Genomic DNA, 21,235 nt, shown 5'->3' with positions numbered 1-21,235 from the left:
CGTGATCCTTTGTTAAACTTGTCTGTTGATATCCGCTCCATATAAAGGGTGCTTACATAACATTGAGCTTTAATACAGCCAATAATAAAAGAGTACCCGTTTACACAGGTACTCTTAAAGTTTTATTTATTTTTTGCCAGCCAGGCTGCCCCAATCACACCAGCATCGTTACCTAAAGTGGCAATATCGATTTCTGTTGATTCACTGACCCTCGGGAAGGCAAATTTGGCAAAGTTTTCAACCACAGGCTTTAACAGAATTTCCCCTGCTTTGGAAACGCCTCCTCCTAATACGATTTTCTCCGGATTAAGCGTATTAGCAATATTGGCCAAAGCCAATCCCAAATGTAAAGCTGTTTCCCTTATTACCGAAAGAGAAGTTAGATCCCCAGTTCTGGCTGTATCGAAAACATCTTTCGCAGTAATAAGCCCATTCTCATTGTATAACCTGGCAAGCTCACCGGCTTCACTCACTTGCAGCCTTTCCATAGCCTGCCTTACAATCCCAGTAGCAGATGCGATTGTTTCAAGGCATCCAGTCTTTCCGCAATTGCACTGAGCCCCTCCTGAAGGGACAGAGGTTATGTGGCCAATCTCGCCTGCGGCACCGCTCACACCCTGAACGATATCGCCGTTAGCAATTACGCCTCCTCCTACACCAGTTCCCAGCGTGACACATACAAGGTCTTTTGCCCCATTGCCGGCACCTTTCCACATTTCGCCAAGGGCTGCACAGTTGGCATCATTATCAATGATGACCGGAAGAGATGTTTCAACTTCAAGCAGATCCTTCAATGGGTAATTATCTTTCCAGCCAAGATTAACAGTATTATAAACGACACCGGTGGTAAGATTAACCGGTCCAGGTGCCCCCATGCCAAGCCCTATTATTTTGTCCTTCGTCAGATCAAGCTCTTCCAGTTTGCGGTCTATCGCTTTTGCAATATTAATGGTTATGTTTTTTCCTTCTTCACTATTATCCGTTGGGATTTCCCATTTATGGAGAATCTCACCATAGTAATTGATAAAAGCAAGTTTCGTAGTTGTCCCGCCTAAATCAACACCAATTAGCCACTTCTCTGCCAAATTAATCACCTTTTCTGTCTATTTTTTCTCTCTTAAACGCTGAATTTCAGTCCGTATAAGCAAAGTTGCACTTTGATAGTCTTTCAAGTCAATAAGCTGCGAATCATATAGCTCTTTTAATTCTGAGGCCATAAGCTCCAAGTCAGCTTCTCTGTCCCCTATGTATATAATCGTCCCATACTTCTTTAGGAATTGCTGTATATCGTAAATGGTTTTCATGCTTTACCTCGACCTTTATTAATAAGTTTTTGCCACATTAAAGTATAATCTAAATTATCCCCCTCCTCAAGAGGGAAGGAGCAAGCTGTACCGTTTTGATCGCTTTTGCTGCCAATGCCAAAAAGAATCCCTCCCTGAATCTGTCAGGGAGGGATTCTGAAATTTAGCGGTCGGGATCCTTAGGATGAAGAAACCGCGGGCGCCTGTTTTTCAACGGGATTGGCGACCTGACCAAAACATCTCTAAATGCTCTTAAGTTGAAAGGGATAAACGGCCATAGGTACGGTACCCCGAAAGACTTCATTCTTGCAAGCATAATAATCAGCAGCACAATTCCAATTACATATCCGTATGTATGGAATAAGCTTGTTGCAATCAGCAATCCTATTCTGATTAACCGATTTGCCAGGCTCATTTCATAGCTTGGCGTTGAAAAAGTTCCAATTGCTGCAATCGCCAAATAGAGAATGACTTCATTGATGAATAAACCAACCTCAACAGCTACCTGCCCGATCATCAGGGCAGCCACCAGTCCAAGGGCTGTGGCAAGTGAGGTCGGTGTATGAATGGCAGCCATCCTCAGCATATCCAGTCCCAGTTCAATTATGAGAAATTGGACTACTAAAGGAAGCTGCCCTGTTTCGTTTGGACCAACATATGATAAAGCCTCAGGCAGCAATTGCGGTTCAACAGCAAATAGGTACCATAACGGCAAAAGAAAGATGGATGCCCAAACCGCCAAAAAGCGCACAAATCGCAAATACGCACCTACAAGAGGTTTATTCCGGTATTCCTCTGCATGCTGCAGATGGTGCCAAAAAGTAGTTGGCGTTATAATAACACTTGGTGATCCATCCACAATAATACAAACATGCCCCTCATAAAGATGAGTAGCTGCCGTATCGGGCCTCTCGGTATACCTCACCATTGGATATGGGTTCCAATGCCGTCCCGATATAAACTCCTCGATGGACTTTTCGGCCATTGGCAATCCATCAGTATCAATTTTCGATATAGATTCTTTTACCTTCTCCACCATTGTTGGATCCGCGATGTCTTCAATATAACTGACAACAATATCTGTTTTAGATCTCCGGCCAACTTGCATATATTCCATACGAAGAGTCCGATCTCTAATCCTTCTCCTGGTTAAGGCTGTATTAAAAACAAGTGTTTCGACAAAGCCATCCCTCGAACCGCGGACAACCCTCTCAATATCCGGTTCTTGAGGCCCTCTGACAGGATAAGTACGTGCATCGATAAGGATGACTTGGTCCACTCCATCTACCACCAGAGCAGTAGGGCCTGCCAGCACCATATCCACCACTTTATTTAAATCATCGCTTGTCTCAACCTCAACATACGGAATATATGTTTTAATCAGCCTTGATAGCGTGTCTCCTTCCAGCTGTTCTTTGTCCAGGCCTGCCAGCATTTTCATCAAGTAGTGCAAAATATCGTCTTTTACAAAGCCATCTACCAGATAGAGGGCCATTTCCCTCTCTGCGTATTCTACATCAAGCTGGATTACATCAAAACTTTTTTCTACACCAAGAGCCTCTCTCAGGTAGGCAATATTTTCTTTCAGCGACACCTTTACAGGTTCACGTTTACCCTGCTCCATAATCCCCACCTCAGCAATCTATTCCATACTTTTCCTTGCATACTATTCAACAGGATAGACATGCAAAAAAAAAATCATACCAGCAAATGGTATGATTCTAAAAAATGCCTGATTTGAGCAGATATTTCCTAGGAATTAAGAGAAAAAAAACAGACAAAGCTTTTAGTGAATTCAACATTATTGCTGTCCAGACGTTTCCCAATCTGCAATTTGCTCTAAAAGCTGATGATACTCCTCCTGGCCCGGATTCAAATCAGCCGCTTTTTGAGCATGCTGCTTTGCTTTCGTTCTATTTTCTTCTTCTATATAGATGAGTGCAAGGTTATAATGTGCCTCATGGAAATCTGCTTGTTGTTTTATCACTTGTTCGAGATGTTCCTTCGCAATCTGAAGGTCTCCCTCTTTAATTTCTGCATAGGATAAAAGAAAATAAACTTCAGCTGAAGCCTCTTTCTCTTTAATAAAATCTGCAAGCAAAGAGTGCGCTTTTTTATAATCCTCCGTCTTAATATACTCCTGAGCCATAACCATGGCTGTCTGTTCATTCAGCAAGTTTCCCGGTTCACTGAATCCATATCTTAATAACCCGGCAACTAAGCTTACATTGATGGCTAAAAATAGAAGCTGCAGCCATAATTTCTTCTTTTTTGGAAAATGAACGATCCCTGTGGCAAGAAAACCGCCTATAAGCCCGCCTATATGGCCAGCATTGTCAATTCCGGGGATTGTAAAGCCGAAGGCCAGGTTTATTGCCAGCACCACAAGTATATTGAACCCCATCGTCCTAAAAAAGAGTTTTGGATAGATGAGCCCGAAGTACAAAAGTGCGCCAAAACAGCCAAAAATAGCTCCACTCGCACCTGCTGAAAGAGTAGGACTATAAATAAAGCTGGCTAAAGTCCCGCCAAATCCCGCAAGGATATAAATGAATAAGAACCTTAAATTACCATACACCCTTTCAACTGCTGATCCAAGGTAATATAATGCAAGGGTATTCATTAATAAATGAAGAAGCCCGATATGAAGAACAATTGGAGTAAAGAACCGCCACCATTCCCCTTCCAAAATAAGAGGATTAAATTTAGCTCCATACTTAATTAGTGTAGAAGTATCTGTACTCCCGCCCTTCCATTCCAAAAACAAAAACATGGCTATTTGAATAAATACGAACATATAGGTAAAAAAAGGCTTCCCAAAATTAAATAGCGCTTTTTCTTTTTTTGCTTTATTTACGGCTTTTGAAAGGGCTGCATGCTTTACTGCATCAGCGTCAGCTTCAGTATACTCCCCGCCAGGCAGAGTTAGCGGGTCATGAAAGATAGCTTGAATCTTGTCTATACTCTCTGGATTACTGGAATCAATAATCAGCGTTTGAACAGAAGCCTTTCCTTTTTCTGCCTTAAAAGGTGCTGATATCCGGAATTCATAATCGTCAACAGGCGGGTAGGCTGTAATATATATATTTAAAATTGGCAGTTCCTTTCTGCCAAGCTGCCTTCTGATTGATTCAGCTTTTTGGGCGGTGTTTTCAATATCCCGCTGCATCCAATTGCTCCAATCAAGATTATACTTTAACAGCCTTAATACCTTTGCTTCTTTATGTTCAAGCTTTTCAAGCCACAGTTCGTCCTGGCCTTTTGATAGCTGGATCATCCTGTACTCTTGGTCAGAGATAAAATAATGCGCCAGTGTCCAAAATATATAATCCTCTTGAAAGCCCAATTCTTCCCCCACCTCTTACTTCTTTTATTTAACTATAGGCAAAGAGCCTTCCTATTGTAAAAGAAAAAGCATTTTGTAAAAACAGCAAAATAAAAAGACCTATTACGGTCTTTTTACTTATCTACTGCCTTCTGAAGCACCTGATGAAAAAACCGAGCTCATCATCCGATCACGGATACCTGGAAAACTCATAACTGAGCTGACAAGGAACCTGCGGAGAAAGGCATTGCCAAAAAGGATATTTATTAATCGATAGCGGTTCTGGTAGGCAAAATAACCGCCCAGCCCAATCATGAATATGGAAAATAATCGAGACATTCGAAATCCCTCCTCTTTATTATTTTGAGAAGAGGGAGAAGGTTTTATCCATGTTTCAGCAGAAGTAAAAAATAAAATATCCATATCATAAATCTTCTATAGATGATTATTCATTCTTAAAGACTGGTTTCATTGTCTTTTTAAGTACCTCTACTGAATGGGTAAATTTCTCCTGCTCGTCTTCGTTTAAATTAAGCTCAACAATATCCCGTATTCCATTTCTGTTTACGATAGCCGGAACACCAATATAAACATCATTATGTCCATATTGTCCATCCAAGTAAGCTGATACAGTCAGCACCGAATTTTCATTTTGCAGGATTGCCTTTGTAAGACGAACAAGTCCCATAGCAATTCCATAATAAGTAGCACCCTTTCGTTCGATAATCTGATAAGCCGCATCGCGCACATTTAAAAAAAGAGATTCCAAATCCTCCTGCTTATAGGCCGCCTCTTTACTTATCCAGTCATCAATATTTTTTCCGGCAATATCAGCATGGCTCCATACAGGCAGCTCTGTATCCCCATGTTCACCAATTATGTAGGAGTGGACATTCCGTGTATCCACTTTAAAATAATCCCCAAGGAGATACCTGAAACGGGCAGTGTCCAATATTGTGCCTGATCCGATAACCCTCTCCTTAGGCAGCCCCGAGAACTTCCAAACAGCATATGTCAAAATATCAACAGGATTGGTTGCTACAAGAAAGATTCCATCAAATCCGCTTGCCATTACTTGGCCAACAATACTTTTAAAGATCTTTGTATTTTTTTCCACAAGATCAAGGCGTGTTTCACCTGGCTTTTGATTAGCACCAGCCGTGATCACAACCAGATCGGCATCTTTGCAATCAGAATAATCACCAAACCATATAGAGGTAGGAGATGGTGCAAAAGGCATCCCGTGGTTTAAATCCATTGCATCTCCTTCTGATTTTTCTTTATTTAAATCAACCAACACCAATTCCTCTGTAACACCCTGATTTAACAATGCAAAAGCATAACTGGACCCCACAAACCCAGTACCAATTAATACAACTCTGTTTACCCGATTCCTCACTTAAATCGCCCCTTTACCTCTATTATGTAATTGAATGAATGCGAAAGGCTTTATTCTATTCCAGCCGCCATTAGTCCGGTTATAGAATAAATATATATAGAAGCATTCCCAATGAAGTTGAAGCTAAACCTGAAAAGAGGTTTACAAAGTCATTATCTGCAAACTGTTTGCCTCCTATTAAAGAAGTCTTTTTTTCGCAATGATTTAGCTTCTCCACTTTTTCTCCGCAAACATTACACTTGTATACGGCTTGCAAGTAAGCTCCCAAAAAGGAATCAATTACATTTCCCGCAAATCCGAAAGCCAATATGAACAAAGCCTCATATGGCGTAATGTTGAACAAATAGAATGACAAAAGTGCAATTCCTGAAGCGCCGGCAATTGCAGCAAATGTCCCTAGCAGACTTACTGCTCCGGAAGTACCAGTTTCAATTGGCTTAAAAGTACGGATTGACAACGGCATTTTCTTACTCAATGAACCGATCTCTGATGCCCAAGTATCCGAATTTGCTGAGGCTAAGCTGATCAGGAAGCCCATTAGCCAAACGGAGGAGGGATAAATAAGATAGAGTAAACTTGAAATGCCGGCAATACCGCCATTGGCAGCTACCTGGTGCCAATCTCTGCGTGAACCCTTTACATGCCTGTCTTCGACTTTCATTTTTTGTTTCCTTTTAAATTTCGACCAGAGGCTTGAACTGGCAAAAAAGAAACCCAGCACCAATAGGCCATGCAGCCCGAAGCCATAGCCAACAGCAATGCCAATGATAAGTGCTGCTAAGCTCCCTGACATAGATAATAAATTTAAAGAAAAGCCGGCCACCGCTGTTATAAATATAAAGGTTAAAATAAAAGCATGCTCAAGCATCGTTGGTTTTCCATAACTGCTCATCAGTAATAATCATTTCCACCGGCCGGTCATGGTCTTCAACCGGCAGGCAGTTAATCACTTGAAAAGCAAATGCCAGCGAAATTGTATTGCCTTTATAGCCCTCTAGGAAACGATCGTAATAGCCTCCCCCGAACCCAAGGCGATATCCATTTTTCATATAGGCCAAACCCGGAACTATCACAATATCGATTTTTTCTCCTGGAACTTCCTCCGTTATTGCTTCAATCGGCTCCCATAAACCGTAGTACACTGACTCCAGGTCGGTGAAGCGGTCAAGCCTCCTGAATACCATTTCCTTTGTTTTTGGAATGCACTTAGGGACAGCGACTCTTTTCCCTTCGTCCCATGCTTGTTTGATAATTGCCCAGGTATCAGCCTCTGGCGGGTTGGAAACGGTAATCCCTATCGTCTTAGCTTGCAGCCAAAGAGGATTTTGATAAAGCTTGCAGGCTATTTCATATGAGCGTTGTTCATGTTCCGGCTTATCCAATTCTTTTAGCCTTCCCAGCATTTCTTTTCGCAGAAACTTCTTTTCTGTTTCCATTTTATAAACCTCCAACAGAAAAATTTACACACATTTATTCCCCGTACAAAGGAACCAATACAGGTAAGTTTACCCAATAAAAAAATCAACAAAAAAAGCAGTAGGAATTATCCTACCGCTTATTTTGTTTCGCGATGTGCAGTCGAACGCTTATCTCTTGGGCAATATTTTTTAAGCTCAAGACGATCTGGATTATTTCGTTTATTTTTTTTAGAAATATAGTTACGATCTCCACATTCTGTGCAAGCTAACGTAATGTTCACACGCATGTAATTTCCCTCCAAACTATGTTCAAACTAGTTCGTTCATACGACTTTTCTATAATATCATTTTTTAAATCGAAATGCTAGTACGTTTTTTTAAAAGTAGCCGGTTATACTGAAGAAGCTCTGATTTACTGTCACCGCTCACAATCCATGAATCTGCTTCAACTGTTCCTTTTCCTTCAAATCCAACGTTAAAGGCAAATATGCTTATAGTATTCCCCTTAACCATAGGGTTGTATTTTAAAACACCTTTACGCCTGCACTTCCAAATTTGATCACTGTATAAATTCCAGTACGGCTGAATCGAGCATTCTGCCATGTTCTGGCCGTTCAATTGGCCGTTTACCAGAAATACTTTTGAATCAGCCATGTGGAAAATGACATTTTCCGCTGGCGATATAAATGAGAACTGTTCACGAGAAGAATATTCGTGTTTATGCTGTATTAAAAGCTTCACATTGCGTGGCTTATCGTCATGATTGGTAATATAACTTTTGAAGAAAGAAATTTTGGAGTGAATATGTTCCCGCTTTACATGGACAGAAATATTTTCTTCCGGAAATAATTCCTTAAACCCATTTTCCATCCAATAGGTTTTCCCATCTACCCATAATCCCGGAATCATCCTCAGCTTCCCTTTTGCAGCTTGCTCCATTTCTTCATAAACATCAGATCTGATCCAGTTTAACGTGTTCATCTCCATGCACCTTTTTCTATAGTATTTTAAAGTCCTGCAAGTATTCCAATGGATTGGCAGCATAAATTAAAACTGGTTTTGCAAACTGTTAAACTTCTTTAAGTTTCTGGCTGATCAATGTCTCTTCAAATACCCGTTTGGTTTCTTCCGCTATACGGCTCCAGCTGAACAGGCTTTCAGCCACCTTTTTGCCGTTTGCTCCAATCATATTGGCTCTATCAGCATTTTCCAACAGATAAGCAGCCTGCTCAGCAAAGCTGGATGGATCACCCGGAGTCATGAGCAGCCCTGAAAAGCCATGCTTAACAATCCCTTTCAGGCCTCCGGTGTCGGAGACTACTGCAGGTTTGCCCGATATCATTGCTTCAAGGGCAACAATCCCAAAAGGCTCATAATAACTTGGAAAGACTGCAAGAGTACACTTACGAAACAAAGCAGAACGCTGCATATCGTTTATAAAACCCGGGAAATGGATGAAATTCTCCAAATTGGATTCTTTGACTTTTTTCTTATATGTTTCAAGCATTGGCCCCTTACCCGCTATGATAAAGTAAACATCCGGAAACCTTTCTTTGATCAAGTTTGCAGACTCAATCACGGTTTCAAAGCCTTTTTCTTTTACCATCCGGCCAATAGAGAATATCAGCCTTCCGCTTTCCCTTACAGGCAGGCCCTCTAGTGTGCTTTGAGGATTCTCCAATGGCACTTCTTTGTTAATCCCATTGGCAATAACCGCCATTCCTTCGCTACTTATACTAAATTGCTGAATCAATTCTTCCTTCATAAATTCACTGCAAACAATCACTCGATCCGAGCCTTTCACCAGCTGCTCTTCTTTTTCGTGTATAAATTTTTGAAGCTCTGTATAAATTCCATTATTCCTTCCATGCTCTGTGGCATGAATGGTTGTGATTAAAGGCAGTTTAAGGCTCTCTCTTAATGATAGTCCGCAGGCTCCTACAAGCCAGTCATGGGCATGGATTAGCTCGAAATCATGATAGGATGACAGCTCTCTGGCTTTTTGTTCCATGGCCAGATTCAAACCCAATATCCAGTGCAGAAAGTTAGGGTCCTTTTCTTTAAGCGGACTGACACGATGAACCTGAATTCTCTCATTACTTTCGTAGCTTGGAAGGTTACCTGGATTTGCAGTCAGCACATGGACTTCGTAGCCCTTTTGGTTCAAGCCTCCAGCCAGCCCGTGTACATGTCTTGATAATCCGCCCACGACATTGGGCGGATATTCCCACGTAAGGAGAAGGATTTTTGGCATCCCATCATTCTGCACATATTCTTTAGGTTCTGCCGTAATTATTTCATTCATGACTTATCCCTCTCCTTCATTTACAGTTTCGTAGTAGGTGTATGTACTCACGCTTTCTGTCCATTCTGCTGCCTTTTGGGTGGGCTCTTGGGGTCTGGAGATATTCTCAAATCCCGTTTCCGATGTATACAAAGCGTCTGAACGGAGCAAAGGGAAGAAGTTATTTTCTGTAAGCTTCATTCCCATTTCTATACAGTAGACCCTGTTGGGTTTTAATCCTTTGAAGATCCATTCCGTATTGTGGTCCAGGAGAACCACTTCATGGTCGCTCTGAGCATTTCCACCGTCAAATATAACTCCTGTTACATCATAGATTCGCAATGCCTTCCTCCAAGAGGAGCTGGGCTTATTAAAATACTGTGCAACCATATTTTCTTTATAAATAGAAATCTCCCAATCCACCTTAATCTTTTCAGCTGAAATTCGAGTTATGGTAATGCTATCTTCAAGTATAGAAGCATTCTTTTTATCCGCACCCTGATTAGGCGATTTGGTTTGTAAGGGCTCTTCGCTGCTGCGTTTAGCTTTGTTTTGAACCAGCTTCGTCCATTGGTATTGCACCTTGCCCACCGTTGTATCAAGCTCTAGGGCAATTTTCCGGAAAGAAAGGCCCCTCCTGCGCAGCTTAATAATTTCATCTATCATACCGGCACCTCTTGTTTTCGATTTTCTATTTTCTATATCATTAAGCATTTAAGAAGGCTGTTTTCGCAAAGTTTGTTGCTTACAAACTAGTTTTAATTACTGAGTTGATTGGAGTGGAAGGCACTTGATCCTCGAAAATGCATCCGCATTTTCTTCGTGCGATGGTTACTCAAGGGTGTTTATTCAATGTCCTGCGGGAAGAGAGGGAGCGGGAGACCCCGCAGGCGTGAAACGCCGAGGAGGCTCCCGTTCCTCCCCGCGGGTTCGCTGCGTGACTGGAGCGGAAATCAACGGGCAAGCTTTATAGTCCAAAAACAACAATCTATACGAATAGAGCCTATAAGAAAAATGCAATATATGAATAAAGGCGAAATTTTATGACATTTTTTTATAACTTAATGTTAGCATTGAAACAGGCTTGCTACAATGAACGGAAATTGTCGCTTATTGCGAGAGCTTTATATAGCAGGAGGATCGGAGCATAAAAAATTTTTATGCGTTTTTTCAGGCTGCGTTTCGACAGTTTTGTCAGGGCGGCAACGACAAAATAACTTAAATTTTCCAAGATTTTGGATTGATTATCGAAATTTGTCGCCGATGATGGTAAAATATTTCTGTTCAATGAATATGAGGTGACTTTTTTGGAATACATCATGTTGGCACTGTTGGGATTATCGATCGCTTTATTCCTTATTTCGGTCTTTTTAAAAGATCCATATAAAGAAATACGGGAAGAAATAGATCAAATATCCATTCAGCAGATTCAGGAAATGTACCAGATCAAGCAGAAGCTAAAGGTATTGGAGGAGGAACTGCTTGTCGCGGACGATAGTCTCCAGCCGCCATTCTCTGTAAAAAGCACTACTCCGCCCATTGAGAAAAAGGAAGTTCACGAAATAATAAGGAACCAGGTAGTGCTGCTTACCCAGCAAGGGTTATCCGTTGACCAAATCGCGAGACAATCCTCACTTTCCCCTCTAGAAGTTAAAGCAATTCAAACTGAAATGAAGTTTAGAGGCCAGAGCTATGAATAAGAGGAACACCCGGGCATTTGCTTTTGGAGTATTGATTTCGGTTTTGATTATGGGCTTTGCTTATTTTTTCAATAAGGATGATCTGCCAGAGGATGCAAAATTGGATGAATCATCTGCAAAGGAATTTTTAATACGTAAGGGTTATATTGTATTAACAGAAGAGGAGCATGCAAGTTTGCAGAAACCCCTCCAGGATTCTAAGGAAACAAAGGCCCACGAAGTGGATCTAACTGAAAAGGAGCCTTCGGAATCTCCCATAGCCTATCAGCTAGAAATTGCAAGCGGCATGACCCCTGTAGAAATAGCAGAACAGCTTGAAAAGGAAAATATCGTAGAGGATGCAGCCGAGTTTGGAGATTATCTGGAGGAATACGGCTACAGTAAAAAAATACAGCTTGGTACGTTTGAATTAACAAATCAGATGAGTTTTAAAGATATTGCAAAAACCATAACAAAAAGCTAAAAGGAACTTTCTCCTTTTAGCTTTTTTTGTTTAGTTATTTAAATCATACTGACGGCCTTTAACCATATAGAAAATATGTTCTGAGATATTTGTTACATGGTCAGCAGCTCTTTCCAAATAGCGGCAAACAAACGAAAGCTGGGTAATCTGCGGCAAAAACTCAGGCTTTTGAAGGTTTATTTGCAGCAATTCCTTGATTGTTTCCCCATATAAATCATCTACCTGATCATCCATATCTGCTACCTTTTTTGCTTTGGCTATATCATCATCATTGAAGGCTTCTAAAGATAAACGAAGCATTTCTGTTGAAATCTGATGCATTTGCTTAATATGCTCAATCGGCTTAATTAGAGGTTCAGAACCAATTCTAATTGTAGATTTCGCAATATTAACTGCAAAATCGGCAATTCTCTCTATATCTGTTGCAATTTTAATGGCCACGATGATGCGGCGGAGGTCGATCGCAACAGGCTGCTGTTTAGCAATTAGAAGAATAGCCAAATCATTAATTTCCTCGTACAGCAGATCTGCGTGGGAATCGTCATCCATTATTTCAAGAGCCAATTCAATATTTTGAGTTTCAAGTGCTTCAATCGCTTTGTGCAGGGCCTCTTCCGCAAAGTTCCCTATTTCAAGAAGTTTCTTTTGCAGTTCCTGTAAATCATATTCAAATCTTTCGCGTACTGCCATCATTTTTATCCCCCTTCATCCTATTCGATATGATTCATTTTCAATGATTTTACGCTTTAGAAATTAGCCGAATCTTCCTGTAATATAATCTTCAGTTCGTTTGTCTGAAGGGGTTGAGAAGATCTTGTCAGTTTCGGCAAACTCAATCACTTCACCGTTTAAGAAGAAGGCTGTCTTGTCAGAGATACGGGCAGCCTGCTGCATATTGTGTGTAACGATGATGATGCTGAATTCTTCTTTTAGTTCCTGTACAAGCTCTTCTACCTTTAATGTCGAAATCGGGTCAAGGGCAGATGTTGGCTCATCCATTAAGATGACATCCGGTTCAATCGCCAAGCAGCGTGCAATGCAAAGGCGCTGCTGCTGACCGCCAGATAAGCCATATGCATTCTGGTTTAAACGGTCCTTTACTTCATCCCAGATTGCTGCACCCCTTAAGCTTTTTTCAACAATCTCATCAAGGACTTTCTTATCGCGGATTCCGTGAATTTTTGGACCATATGCTACATTTTCATAAATGGATTTAGGAAACGGATTGGGCTTTTGGAAAACCATGCCGACACTTGTTCTTAAGTCTTCCACTTTAAACGATTTATCAAGGATATTTCGCTCACGGTATAAAATTTCTCCTGATATCTTAACAGTAGGGACCAGTTCAACCATCCGGTTTAATGTTTTAATATAAGTTGATTTACCGCAGCCTGAAGGCCCAATAATGGCTGTTACCTCATTCTCATTAATCGCCAAATTAATATTCTTTAGAGCATGGCCTTCCCCATACCACAAGTTAAGGTCCTTCGTATTATAAACAACCTTCTTGTTTTCTTTCGTTCCAGCGCTTAGTTTATCTGTTTTGACATTTGGATTTGCTTTTTCTGTCATTACAGGCATTTTATAAAACCTCCCAGACTAAAATCTTTTTTGAAATTTATTCCGAATCAAAATGGCAATTGAGTTCATCGCGAACAAAACAATTAATAAAATAACAATTGTCGCTGCTGCAAGGTTTGCGTATTCAGCTACAAGGGCCGAATCAATTGTCCAATAATAAATCTGCACCGGCAAAATGGTAAATTTGTCAAAGACTCCGTCCGGAACAGGAATTAACAATGCCGGTATACCGATAACGACCAGCGGTGCTGTTTCACCAATTGCACGGGATAGCGCCAAAATAACGCCAGTAAGAATTCCCGGCAAGGACGCGGGAAGAACGACATTTTTAATGGTCTGCCACTTTGTAGCACCCATTCCATAAGAGGCTTCCCTTAAAAATTGAGGTACAGCCCGGATTGCTTCCTGGCTTGCCACGACAACGACTGGGAGAACGAGCAGCGCCATAGTCAAGCCGCCCGCAAGTACAACAGAACCCAAATCCAAAGCCCTTGCGAAAACAGTTAATCCAAGAATGCCAAAAACAACGGAAGGAACACCTGCCAAGTTGGAGATATTTGTTTTAATAAATGATGAAATACGTCCCTTTGCGGCATATTCTTCAAGATAAATAGCTGTACCTACCCCTAAAATCATCGTTACAGGAGCGACAACCAGCATGAGCCATAATGTTCCCAATATAGCTCCCCAGATTCCCGCTCTTTCTGGATCGGTTGATAGCCTATTCGTCAAGAAATCAAAGTTAATCCATCCTAATCCATCTGCAAGGACCCGATAAATCAAAATAACTAATACAACCAGGCCAAACAATGTTGCCAAAAAGAAGAGAGTTTTTGCCAGGTTATTGGCAAATAGGCGGCTGCCCATTTTTTTATGCACTTGAGTTGAGTCAACATACTTCATATTAATATTCCTCCCTGAACCTGCGAGAGATATACTGAGCGATAAGATTCATAATCAGTGTAAATACAAACAATGTCATAGCAACTGCATAAAGGCTATAATACAAAGTGGTACCTGCCGCAGCTTCTCCGCCTGTTACTTCTACTATATAAGCAGTCATCGTCTGCATGGATTGAGTCACGTCAAATGTAAAGTTTTTTGAACTTCCGCTGGCAATGGTTACGATCATGGTTTCCCCAATCGCCCTCGAAATTCCGAGTACAAAGGAAGCTATGATACCTGAAATTGCGGCTGGAACCACTACTTTCCAGGTTACTTCCAGCTTTGTTGCACCCAATGCAAGAGCACCTTCCCTCATAGCATTTGGCACTGAACTCATCGCATCTTCAGATAATGACGCTACCATCGGGATGATCATGATCCCCATTACAATCCCAGGGCTTAGAATATTGGTTGGTTCAAGGCCAGGAATAATAGATCTTAATATTGGCGTTACAAATGTAAAGGCAAAAAATCCATAAACGATAGTAGGAATACCTGCCAGAATCTCAAGAAGAGGCTTTAAAATTCTTCTTAATTTTTCTGACGCATATTCACTTAAGAAAATAGCGGTCATCAGTCCGATCGGGATGGCTACCAGCATGGCAATTGCAGATGAAATAATTGTACCGGTCAGCAGCGGCACTACTCCAAAGACTGCATTTTCCCCTAGTGGCTTTAATTTTGTACCTGTAAAGAAATCTATAAAAGGAACGTCTTTAAAAAAGGCGATTGTTTCCGTAAGTAAAGTAAGTACAATTCCAATAGTTGTTAGTACAGAAATGGCTGCTATTCCAAATAGAATTTTAGGTATTAATTTTTCCGTAACGTTATTAACGCTTCGAGATTTTTTCTTTTCCTGTATGATTTCACGTACATTCAACTTTTTGTTGTTGCCGTGAACAGCGCTTTTTGCCAAGTGTAAAACCCCTTTCATCCTTCTCATCCAAGGAAGAACTCTTTAGCTTATATTACCCAAGGGAAACCCAAATTAACATTTAACACCAACAAGAAGATGAGAAGGCTTACTTCTCATCTTCCCATGTTCAACACTTTTAAAAACTTATTTTAATCCGTTTAAAGCATCTAGAGAAGCTTGGACATCTTCATCAGATAATGGGGCAAAGCCAGTCTCTGCTGCAACATCCTGTGCATTTTCCATTGTATAAATAGCGTAATCAAGCACTTGCGGCTTTTCTTTAGCCATATTTGTATTCAAGTATGTGAATACAGGGCGTGTAAATGGAGCATAATCGCCGTCTTCTTTAATTGTGTCCAATGATGGCTCAACAGGGCCCTTGCCAAAGTCAACCTTAACAGCGGATAACTTGTCTTTATTGCTATCGTAGTATCCATATCCAAAGAATCCAATTGCATTTTTATCTTTAGACACAAGATCTACAAGAGTTGAGTAATCCTGCTGCAGGTTAATGTTTTCAGGAAGATCTTGTTCTCCAAGGATATTTTCAAACATGAATTCATAAGTACCGTGGTTTTCATTCGGGCCATAAGTTTGGATTTCTTCATCCGGGAAGTCAGCGCGAACGTCCGACCACTTTTTCTTGCCGGCACTTGCCAGGAAGATATCAATAACCTCTTGCTGTGTAAGCTCTGTAGCCCAGTCATTTTCTTTATTAATTACAATTGTTATACCATCTAATGCAACCTTCATTTCCTGTACATCAATGCCAAGCTCTTCTGCTTGTGCTTTTTCTTCATCTTTAATTTGGCGGGAAGCATCATTAAAGTCTGTTCCGTCTTCTGCCAGGAATTTCTTGAAGCCGGCTGAAGTTCCAGAGCGGCTTACTTCAACAGAGACATTTTCCTGTTCTCCCATATAATTCTCGGCCATGCGTGCCATAAATGGATAAACTGTACCGGAACCGTCAATAACTACACTGCCTTCCAGCTCTTCACCATTAGCACCTTCATTTGTATCTCCGCCACCGCAAGCTGCAGTAAATACCATTACAGCTGCCAGCATTAAAAACAGGCTCATTTTTTTAAGACTCTTCATTCCTGAATTCCCCCTAAGAAAATTGGTTGTTTTGTCCTACGAGTAATAGAATAAGGGTTTACTGTTAACGCGGTTTTAACTAATTGTAAAGCTTTTGTAAATGTCGGCGATTAATGTGTAAATATGTCGAAATAGAGGTATAACGTTAAATTTAGCTTTCCAGTTTAGCCAGTTTCAAATACATTTACTTTTCATGAAAATAAAAAAACTGCCTCCCGTAAATTTGGGAAACAGTTATCCATAGTTATTCAGTTTCTTCGCGCACTTCTTCCTGCCCTTCAATCACTTCATTAATATTTTCTACTTTCTGGACAGGATCTTCGCTATTTTTGCCTTCTTTCTGGCGATTTTTTTTAAGGTCAAAGTAAGCATCCAGTACACGTTCGCCGATTTTTTTGTTCGCTCCGTGATCCCGGCCGCCTTGATATGCCCATGGAACCATTACAGCCATTGCTACTTCAGGATTTTCTGACGGAGCATAGCCAACCAGGCTAAGGTTCATTACTTCAGGAGGCTCTTTGCCAAATTTGCTGCGTTCAGGGCCATCATAGAATGCCTCTGCAGTTCCAGTCTTTCCTGCAGGCTTATATTCTTTGTCGGCAAAATAGGTATAAGCTGTTCCGCCTTTTTCTTGCATTACTTTGCGGAAGCCTTCATGAACTCGGTCCATCCAGCCTTCTTTCAATTCAATTCTATTAAGAACTTTTGGTTCCATTTCTTGAACAATTGGACCCAGTTCGTTATTTTCCATTAACGGTTCACGAATTTCCTTTACAATATGGGGCTCCATTCTATTCCCGCCATTGGCGATAACAGAAACATATTGTGCGAGCTGCATATTTGAATACGTATCATACTGCCCAATAACAAGGTCAAGCATAAAACCAGGCATGGTACTCATTCCTTTAAAGCCTGTTTGTTCATTCGGCAAATCAATTCCCGTCCTGACTCCGAGACCAAATTGGGCAAAGGAATCCCTGATCGTATCAAAGCCTTTTGGATCTAGAGGCAATGGGCGGTCAAATTTATATTCCCCATTACCGATTCTTATAGCTGTTTCAAACATATAAACGTTGGAAGAGTATTTTAATGCGTTAATATCATTTAAAGGTCCAAAATTTTTCCAGGATTTTTTCACGGGTGTATTTTTTATTTGGAGAGGACGGTCATAAATGACAGAATTAGGCTGAATGACGCCTTCTTTAAATCCTGTAAGAATGGTCGCTCCCTTTATGGCAGAACCAACATTATAGGTAGTTGTAATATTGCCCAGTGCATCATCCTGCATTTCTGACTTTCCAGTCTTCTCATCCTTCACGATCCTTTTACCGGCCATAGATAGGATCTCTCCGGTATGCGGATCCATTAGAACTACATATGCCCTGTCCAGCAAGGCTGTACCAGGAGATGCTTTAGCAGCACGCAATTCTTCCTCAATGATTTTCTCTACTTCTTTTTGCAGATCCATATCAATGCTCAGCATAAGGTCCTTTCCTCTTTGCCCATCCGTAATCGGCACAGTTTCCAGGACATTTCCGGCTTTATCGGTAATATTTTTCACTTTGGCCTTTTGGCCGTGGAGCACTTCTTCATATTGCATTTCGATATAGCTTTTTCCTACTCTGTCATTGCGGCTGTAATCACGTGCCATATAATACTCAAGCTGTTCAGCAGGAATCCCTTCGTCAGAGCTTGTCACTTTTCCAAGGACTGACTTCAATGTATCGCCAAACGCATAATACCTTTCCCAATCTGTTGTGGTATCAACGCCAGGCAGCAGCTGGAGATTTTCGCTGACTACTGCAAACTCTTCAGGGCTAACTTTTTTATTTTTAACAATTTGCGGAGTTAAGGCGTATCCGCTTGTAAACTCTCTGAAGATTGCCAGTACTTCAAGATCAGATTCTTTCAGTTCATCCAGCTCTTTTTCGGAAATCCGATCCAAAGTAAGCTGGTAAATAGCCTTATCCAGCTCCTTCTGCTTGCCTTCATACTTCTTTTTAAGTACTTCAATTTCTTTTTCAGAAACTTTCTTTTCTGCCTCATCCTGATTCTTCATGATCCAATAATCTTTTTTATCACGTTCCTGAACTTTTTCCGTATCTTTTTCAATTAACTGGGCGAGTCTTTCTGCTACTTCAAGCATTTCTTCCTGATTGTAGCCGTTATTGGTGAAGGTAATTGCGTTTTGCGGAGTATTATCTACAATAACCTTTCCGTTGCGGTCAAACATCTTTCCTCTTGGCACAGGACTATTGACGGTAACATCCTCCGTTCTTTCTATTTCACGCTTATAATCATCACCGTAGACAATCTGAACCATCCCTAGCCTAAGGATCAGCATTGAAAACAATAAAAAAACCACAAAGAAGAGCATATTCAGGCGAAAGGGAACATGGGTCTTCTTCTTTTTCTTTCTATTCAAGGTTTCGCACACTTCCTTTAAAAAAGTCTCTATTACCATTCTAAAAGATATCGGCAATTAATTCTATAAAGAACCTTTTTTCGACAGAAATAAAACACTGGAAATAATATCCTAATACTTTTTTAAAACTTTGGAATTGTTTTAGGGTCGAAAAGCGTACCAAGGGCGATCCACAGGAGCGGAACACCAAAGACATTCCCGAAAGCCCGATGATAACAAGGCCTGAAGCGGTAATCATTACTAAATTAAAAAAGAGAGGGAGACCCCCTCTCATGTTGATTGAAAATGTACTTTCCGGACGAAAAAGTAAATAACAGCATGTCCAGCTCCTATGATTACAAGCAATATGGGGATGCTTTTGTCATCATTAAAAAAAGTGACAGCAGTTAAAAAGCCGAGAATGGAAACAATTCTTCCTGAGTTAAGAAAAATTTCTCTGACAACGATATATTCTATTCTCATTTCTGCAGCCTTCCAACCGCGGCCGATTACATCATAAGTTAAAGAAATATAAGGGACAAGCAATAATGGGTATGCAATGGCTATGGTAGCAGCATACATAAGCAGCTTTGGATAAGTAACTTCGAATATGATAAAGAATATGGCGGCATACAATAATAACCCGCCTATGAGAATTGCCCTTTTCCGATGCTGCTTTTTTAGAAGCCTTGATACCAGAAAGTATCCAATAAAGGATATGCTCGAGTTAACCAGACCATAAGTTCCCAGGGCAAGCTCACTCCCTGTTGAGATAAATACATATACCGAAATCACAAAAACAAATGTCCCTTCCCTCAGCCCCTGAAAGAAATGGGCATTGGTGATCATGCGCCAATTAGGGTTGTTTTTTCGTTCAGTAAGAATTCTCCTAAACCAATACCTTCCATTTGCGGGCCGCCGTTTAAGAAAAAAACTTAAAAAGACGGCTATTGAAAAGAGCGTCAGCGATATCCCAAAAATAACAGAATATCCAGTGAACTTTTCCATCCTTGAAATAATGAAACCCGCTGCAATCGGACCAATCATTCCTCCAACGGATGTGAGTATTCCAAGGAAGCCATTGAAGAAATCCCTATTTTCCGGCTCCGTTATTTCAAAAGTCAGCACATTAAACGCAAGCCAGTAAAAACCATATCCAACACCTAACAAAGCACCCAGCAGCAGCAGAAATTTCGAAGCATTCGTACCAATGAATAGCACAGTTAGGTAAAAGGATGCAAGAAAGATAACTCCTATCCTTAGTACAATAACTCTGTCAATTTTCTTCGCCCATCTCCCTGCCAAAATAAACGTTAAAGGCTGCATGATTACGATGGATAAATTGTAAAGCGCAAGATCGCTGAACTCACCAGATTGCTTCCAAAGGTAAATATTTACGAATGTGTTTGAAAGGGCAGCACTTAATGAATAGAGCCCTCCAATAATCAGAAGCAATGTTAAATCCCTGGTTAAATCCACATCTCCGATCAGTTTTTTAAATCTGCTCATAAAAAAACTCCCCTTTGGTTCTAAAGGGTAGTTTCCTACAAAGTTTGTGTGCTTATGCAATATTTAAAGATTAGAAAATAACGCAAAAAAAACACGGCAGAGATTTCCTGCCGCGCTTTAATCCTTTATTACTTTGCTGCGCTGTAACGCTTGGAAACCTCATCCCAGTTTACAACATTCCAGAAAGAATTGATGTATTCAGGACGGCGGTTTTGATACTTTAAGTAGTAAGCATGCTCCCATACATCAAGTCCAAGGATAGGCGTTTTGCCTTCCATTAGAGGAGAATCCTGGTTCGGAGTGCTTGTTACTTCAACTTGGCCGTTGTTCACAACTAGCCAAGCCCAGCCGGAACCAAAACGAGTTGTTGCAGCTTTGGCAAATTCTTCTTTAAAGCTGTCATAGCTTCCGTATTTGCTGTTAATTGCTTCAGCAAGCTCACCAGTAGGCTCTCCTCCGCCATTTGGAGAAATAACCTGCCAGAATAATGAGTGGTTGGCATGGCCGCCGCCGTTATTGCGGACAGCTGTGCGTACACCTTCAGGAACAGCATCAAGGTTGGATACAACTTCTTCAACTGTTTTAGAAAGAAGTTCCTCGTTTCCTTCCAAAGCATTGTTCAGGTTTGTTACATAAGTATTGTGATGCTTTGTGTGGTGGATATTCATCGTTTCTTTGTCGATGTTTGGCTCCAATGCATCATAAGCGTAAGGTAATTGCGGTAATTCGAATGCCATAAAAAATTCCTCCCTATGTATCTGTTTAGTTAGTCCCCGAAACATCCGATCGTTTACAAAATTCTGATATTAGAATGTTTCTAAAGGCCTTTAGCTTAAGATTACCAAAGTTGGATTTTTGTTTCAAACAAAAAGCATTGCTACATATATAC

General features: G+C 40.8%; 22 protein-coding genes. 2 read left to right on the top strand and 20 right to left on the bottom strand.

Features of this window, described 5'->3' with window-relative positions; all coding sequences use genetic code 11:
- Nucleotides 1-122: 122 nt before the first annotated feature.
- The 12 genes from AC3ZVC_RS11085 to AC3ZVC_RS11030 all read right to left on the bottom strand — a co-directional run bounded on the left by AC3ZVC_RS11085 (nucleotide 123) and on the right by AC3ZVC_RS11030 (nucleotide 10,396).
- The gene (locus AC3ZVC_RS11085; RefSeq protein ID WP_490068455.1) at nucleotides 123-1,085 is read right to left on the bottom strand and encodes an ROK family glucokinase; all 963 of its coding nucleotides are present in this window, start codon (nucleotides 1,083-1,085) and stop codon (nucleotides 123-125) included.
- 18 nt (nucleotides 1,086-1,103) lie between these two features.
- Nucleotides 1,104-1,304, bottom strand: coding sequence for a YqgQ family protein (locus AC3ZVC_RS11080; RefSeq protein ID WP_490068454.1), 201 nt, complete (start codon nucleotides 1,302-1,304; stop codon nucleotides 1,104-1,106).
- Between the two features lie 163 nt (nucleotides 1,305-1,467).
- Nucleotides 1,468-2,928, bottom strand: coding sequence for a spore germination protein (locus AC3ZVC_RS11075; protein ID WP_490068453.1), 1,461 nt, complete (start codon nucleotides 2,926-2,928; stop codon nucleotides 1,468-1,470).
- A gap of 177 nt (nucleotides 2,929-3,105) precedes the next feature.
- The gene (locus tag AC3ZVC_RS11070) at nucleotides 3,106-4,650 is read right to left on the bottom strand and encodes a rhomboid family intramembrane serine protease (protein WP_490068452.1); all 1,545 of its coding nucleotides are present in this window, start codon (nucleotides 4,648-4,650) and stop codon (nucleotides 3,106-3,108) included.
- Nucleotides 4,651-4,767: 117 nt separating this feature from the next.
- Nucleotides 4,768-4,968 (bottom strand): hypothetical protein, encoded by a 201-nt coding sequence (locus AC3ZVC_RS11065; RefSeq protein ID WP_490068451.1) that lies wholly within the window; start codon nucleotides 4,966-4,968, stop codon nucleotides 4,768-4,770.
- A gap of 106 nt (nucleotides 4,969-5,074) precedes the next feature.
- A complete protein-coding gene (locus AC3ZVC_RS11060) occupies nucleotides 5,075-6,028 on the bottom strand; it encodes an L-lactate dehydrogenase (RefSeq protein WP_490068448.1) in 954 nt (317 codons plus the stop codon).
- Nucleotides 6,029-6,107: 79 nt separating this feature from the next.
- Nucleotides 6,108-6,920, bottom strand: a complete 813-nt coding sequence (locus tag AC3ZVC_RS11055; protein WP_490068445.1) for a DUF92 domain-containing protein — start codon at nucleotides 6,918-6,920, stop codon at nucleotides 6,108-6,110.
- Nucleotides 6,889-7,464, bottom strand: coding sequence for a 5-formyltetrahydrofolate cyclo-ligase (locus AC3ZVC_RS11050; protein ID WP_490068444.1), 576 nt, complete (start codon nucleotides 7,462-7,464; stop codon nucleotides 6,889-6,891). The genes AC3ZVC_RS11055 and AC3ZVC_RS11050 overlap by 32 nt, the downstream gene beginning before the upstream one ends.
- Nucleotides 7,465-7,583: 119 nt before the next feature.
- A complete protein-coding gene (rpmG, locus tag AC3ZVC_RS11045) occupies nucleotides 7,584-7,733 on the bottom strand; it encodes a 50S ribosomal protein L33 (protein ID WP_053434400.1) in 150 nt (49 codons plus the stop codon).
- Between the two features lie 64 nt (nucleotides 7,734-7,797).
- Nucleotides 7,798-8,427, bottom strand: a complete 630-nt coding sequence (locus AC3ZVC_RS11040; protein WP_490068442.1) for a hypothetical protein — start codon at nucleotides 8,425-8,427, stop codon at nucleotides 7,798-7,800.
- Between the two features lie 88 nt (nucleotides 8,428-8,515).
- Nucleotides 8,516-9,751 carry a glycosyltransferase family 4 protein gene (locus AC3ZVC_RS11035; protein ID WP_490068440.1) on the bottom strand — a complete coding sequence of 412 codons (1,236 nt, stop codon included), beginning with the start codon at nucleotides 9,749-9,751 and terminating at the stop codon, nucleotides 8,516-8,518.
- A gap of 3 nt (nucleotides 9,752-9,754) precedes the next feature.
- Complete coding sequence (locus tag AC3ZVC_RS11030; protein ID WP_490068438.1) at nucleotides 9,755-10,396, bottom strand: DUF4912 domain-containing protein; 642 nt, start codon at nucleotides 10,394-10,396, stop codon at nucleotides 9,755-9,757.
- 641 nt (nucleotides 10,397-11,037) lie between these two features.
- On the opposite strand from AC3ZVC_RS11030, the gene AC3ZVC_RS11025 reads away from it, so the two are divergent.
- Both AC3ZVC_RS11025 and AC3ZVC_RS11020 read left to right on the top strand, forming a co-directional pair.
- Complete coding sequence (locus AC3ZVC_RS11025; protein WP_490068436.1) at nucleotides 11,038-11,430, top strand: hypothetical protein; 393 nt, start codon at nucleotides 11,038-11,040, stop codon at nucleotides 11,428-11,430.
- Nucleotides 11,423-11,893: a hypothetical protein gene (locus AC3ZVC_RS11020; RefSeq protein WP_490068434.1), complete on the top strand. Its 471-nt coding sequence runs from the start codon at nucleotides 11,423-11,425 to the stop codon at nucleotides 11,891-11,893. Before AC3ZVC_RS11025 ends, AC3ZVC_RS11020 begins: the two co-directional genes overlap by 8 nt.
- A 30-nt stretch (nucleotides 11,894-11,923) precedes the next feature.
- Here AC3ZVC_RS11020 and phoU read toward each other — a convergent pair whose 3' ends face one another.
- The 8 genes from phoU to AC3ZVC_RS10980 all read right to left on the bottom strand — a co-directional run bounded on the left by phoU (nucleotide 11,924) and on the right by AC3ZVC_RS10980 (nucleotide 21,083).
- Nucleotides 11,924-12,583, bottom strand: a complete 660-nt coding sequence (phoU, locus tag AC3ZVC_RS11015; RefSeq protein ID WP_214723141.1) for a phosphate signaling complex protein PhoU — start codon at nucleotides 12,581-12,583, stop codon at nucleotides 11,924-11,926.
- 63 nt (nucleotides 12,584-12,646) lie between these two features.
- Nucleotides 12,647-13,465 (bottom strand): phosphate ABC transporter ATP-binding protein PstB, encoded by an 819-nt coding sequence (pstB, locus tag AC3ZVC_RS11010; protein WP_490068904.1) that lies wholly within the window; start codon nucleotides 13,463-13,465, stop codon nucleotides 12,647-12,649.
- A 27-nt stretch (nucleotides 13,466-13,492) separates the two neighbouring features.
- Nucleotides 13,493-14,377: a phosphate ABC transporter permease PstA gene (pstA, locus tag AC3ZVC_RS11005; protein ID WP_214723111.1), complete on the bottom strand. Its 885-nt coding sequence runs from the start codon at nucleotides 14,375-14,377 to the stop codon at nucleotides 13,493-13,495.
- Between the two features lies 1 nt (nucleotide 14,378).
- Complete coding sequence (pstC, locus tag AC3ZVC_RS11000; RefSeq protein ID WP_490068432.1) at nucleotides 14,379-15,353, bottom strand: phosphate ABC transporter permease subunit PstC; 975 nt, start codon at nucleotides 15,351-15,353, stop codon at nucleotides 14,379-14,381.
- A gap of 126 nt (nucleotides 15,354-15,479) precedes the next feature.
- A complete protein-coding gene (locus AC3ZVC_RS10995; RefSeq protein WP_490068430.1) occupies nucleotides 15,480-16,433 on the bottom strand; it encodes a PstS family phosphate ABC transporter substrate-binding protein in 954 nt (317 codons plus the stop codon).
- Between the two features lie 244 nt (nucleotides 16,434-16,677).
- A complete protein-coding gene (locus AC3ZVC_RS10990) occupies nucleotides 16,678-18,858 on the bottom strand; it encodes a peptidoglycan D,D-transpeptidase FtsI family protein (RefSeq protein ID WP_490068427.1) in 2,181 nt (726 codons plus the stop codon).
- 270 nt (nucleotides 18,859-19,128) lie between these two features.
- Complete coding sequence (locus AC3ZVC_RS10985) at nucleotides 19,129-20,346, bottom strand: MFS transporter (RefSeq protein ID WP_490068425.1); 1,218 nt, start codon at nucleotides 20,344-20,346, stop codon at nucleotides 19,129-19,131.
- Between the two features lie 128 nt (nucleotides 20,347-20,474).
- Nucleotides 20,475-21,083 (bottom strand): superoxide dismutase, encoded by a 609-nt coding sequence (locus AC3ZVC_RS10980; protein ID WP_490068424.1) that lies wholly within the window; start codon nucleotides 21,081-21,083, stop codon nucleotides 20,475-20,477.
- Nucleotides 21,084-21,235 lie beyond the last annotated feature (152 nt).

Source organism: Cytobacillus sp. C11.1 (assembly GCF_058145115.1).
This window is presented reverse-complemented; position numbering and strand designations above follow the sequence as displayed.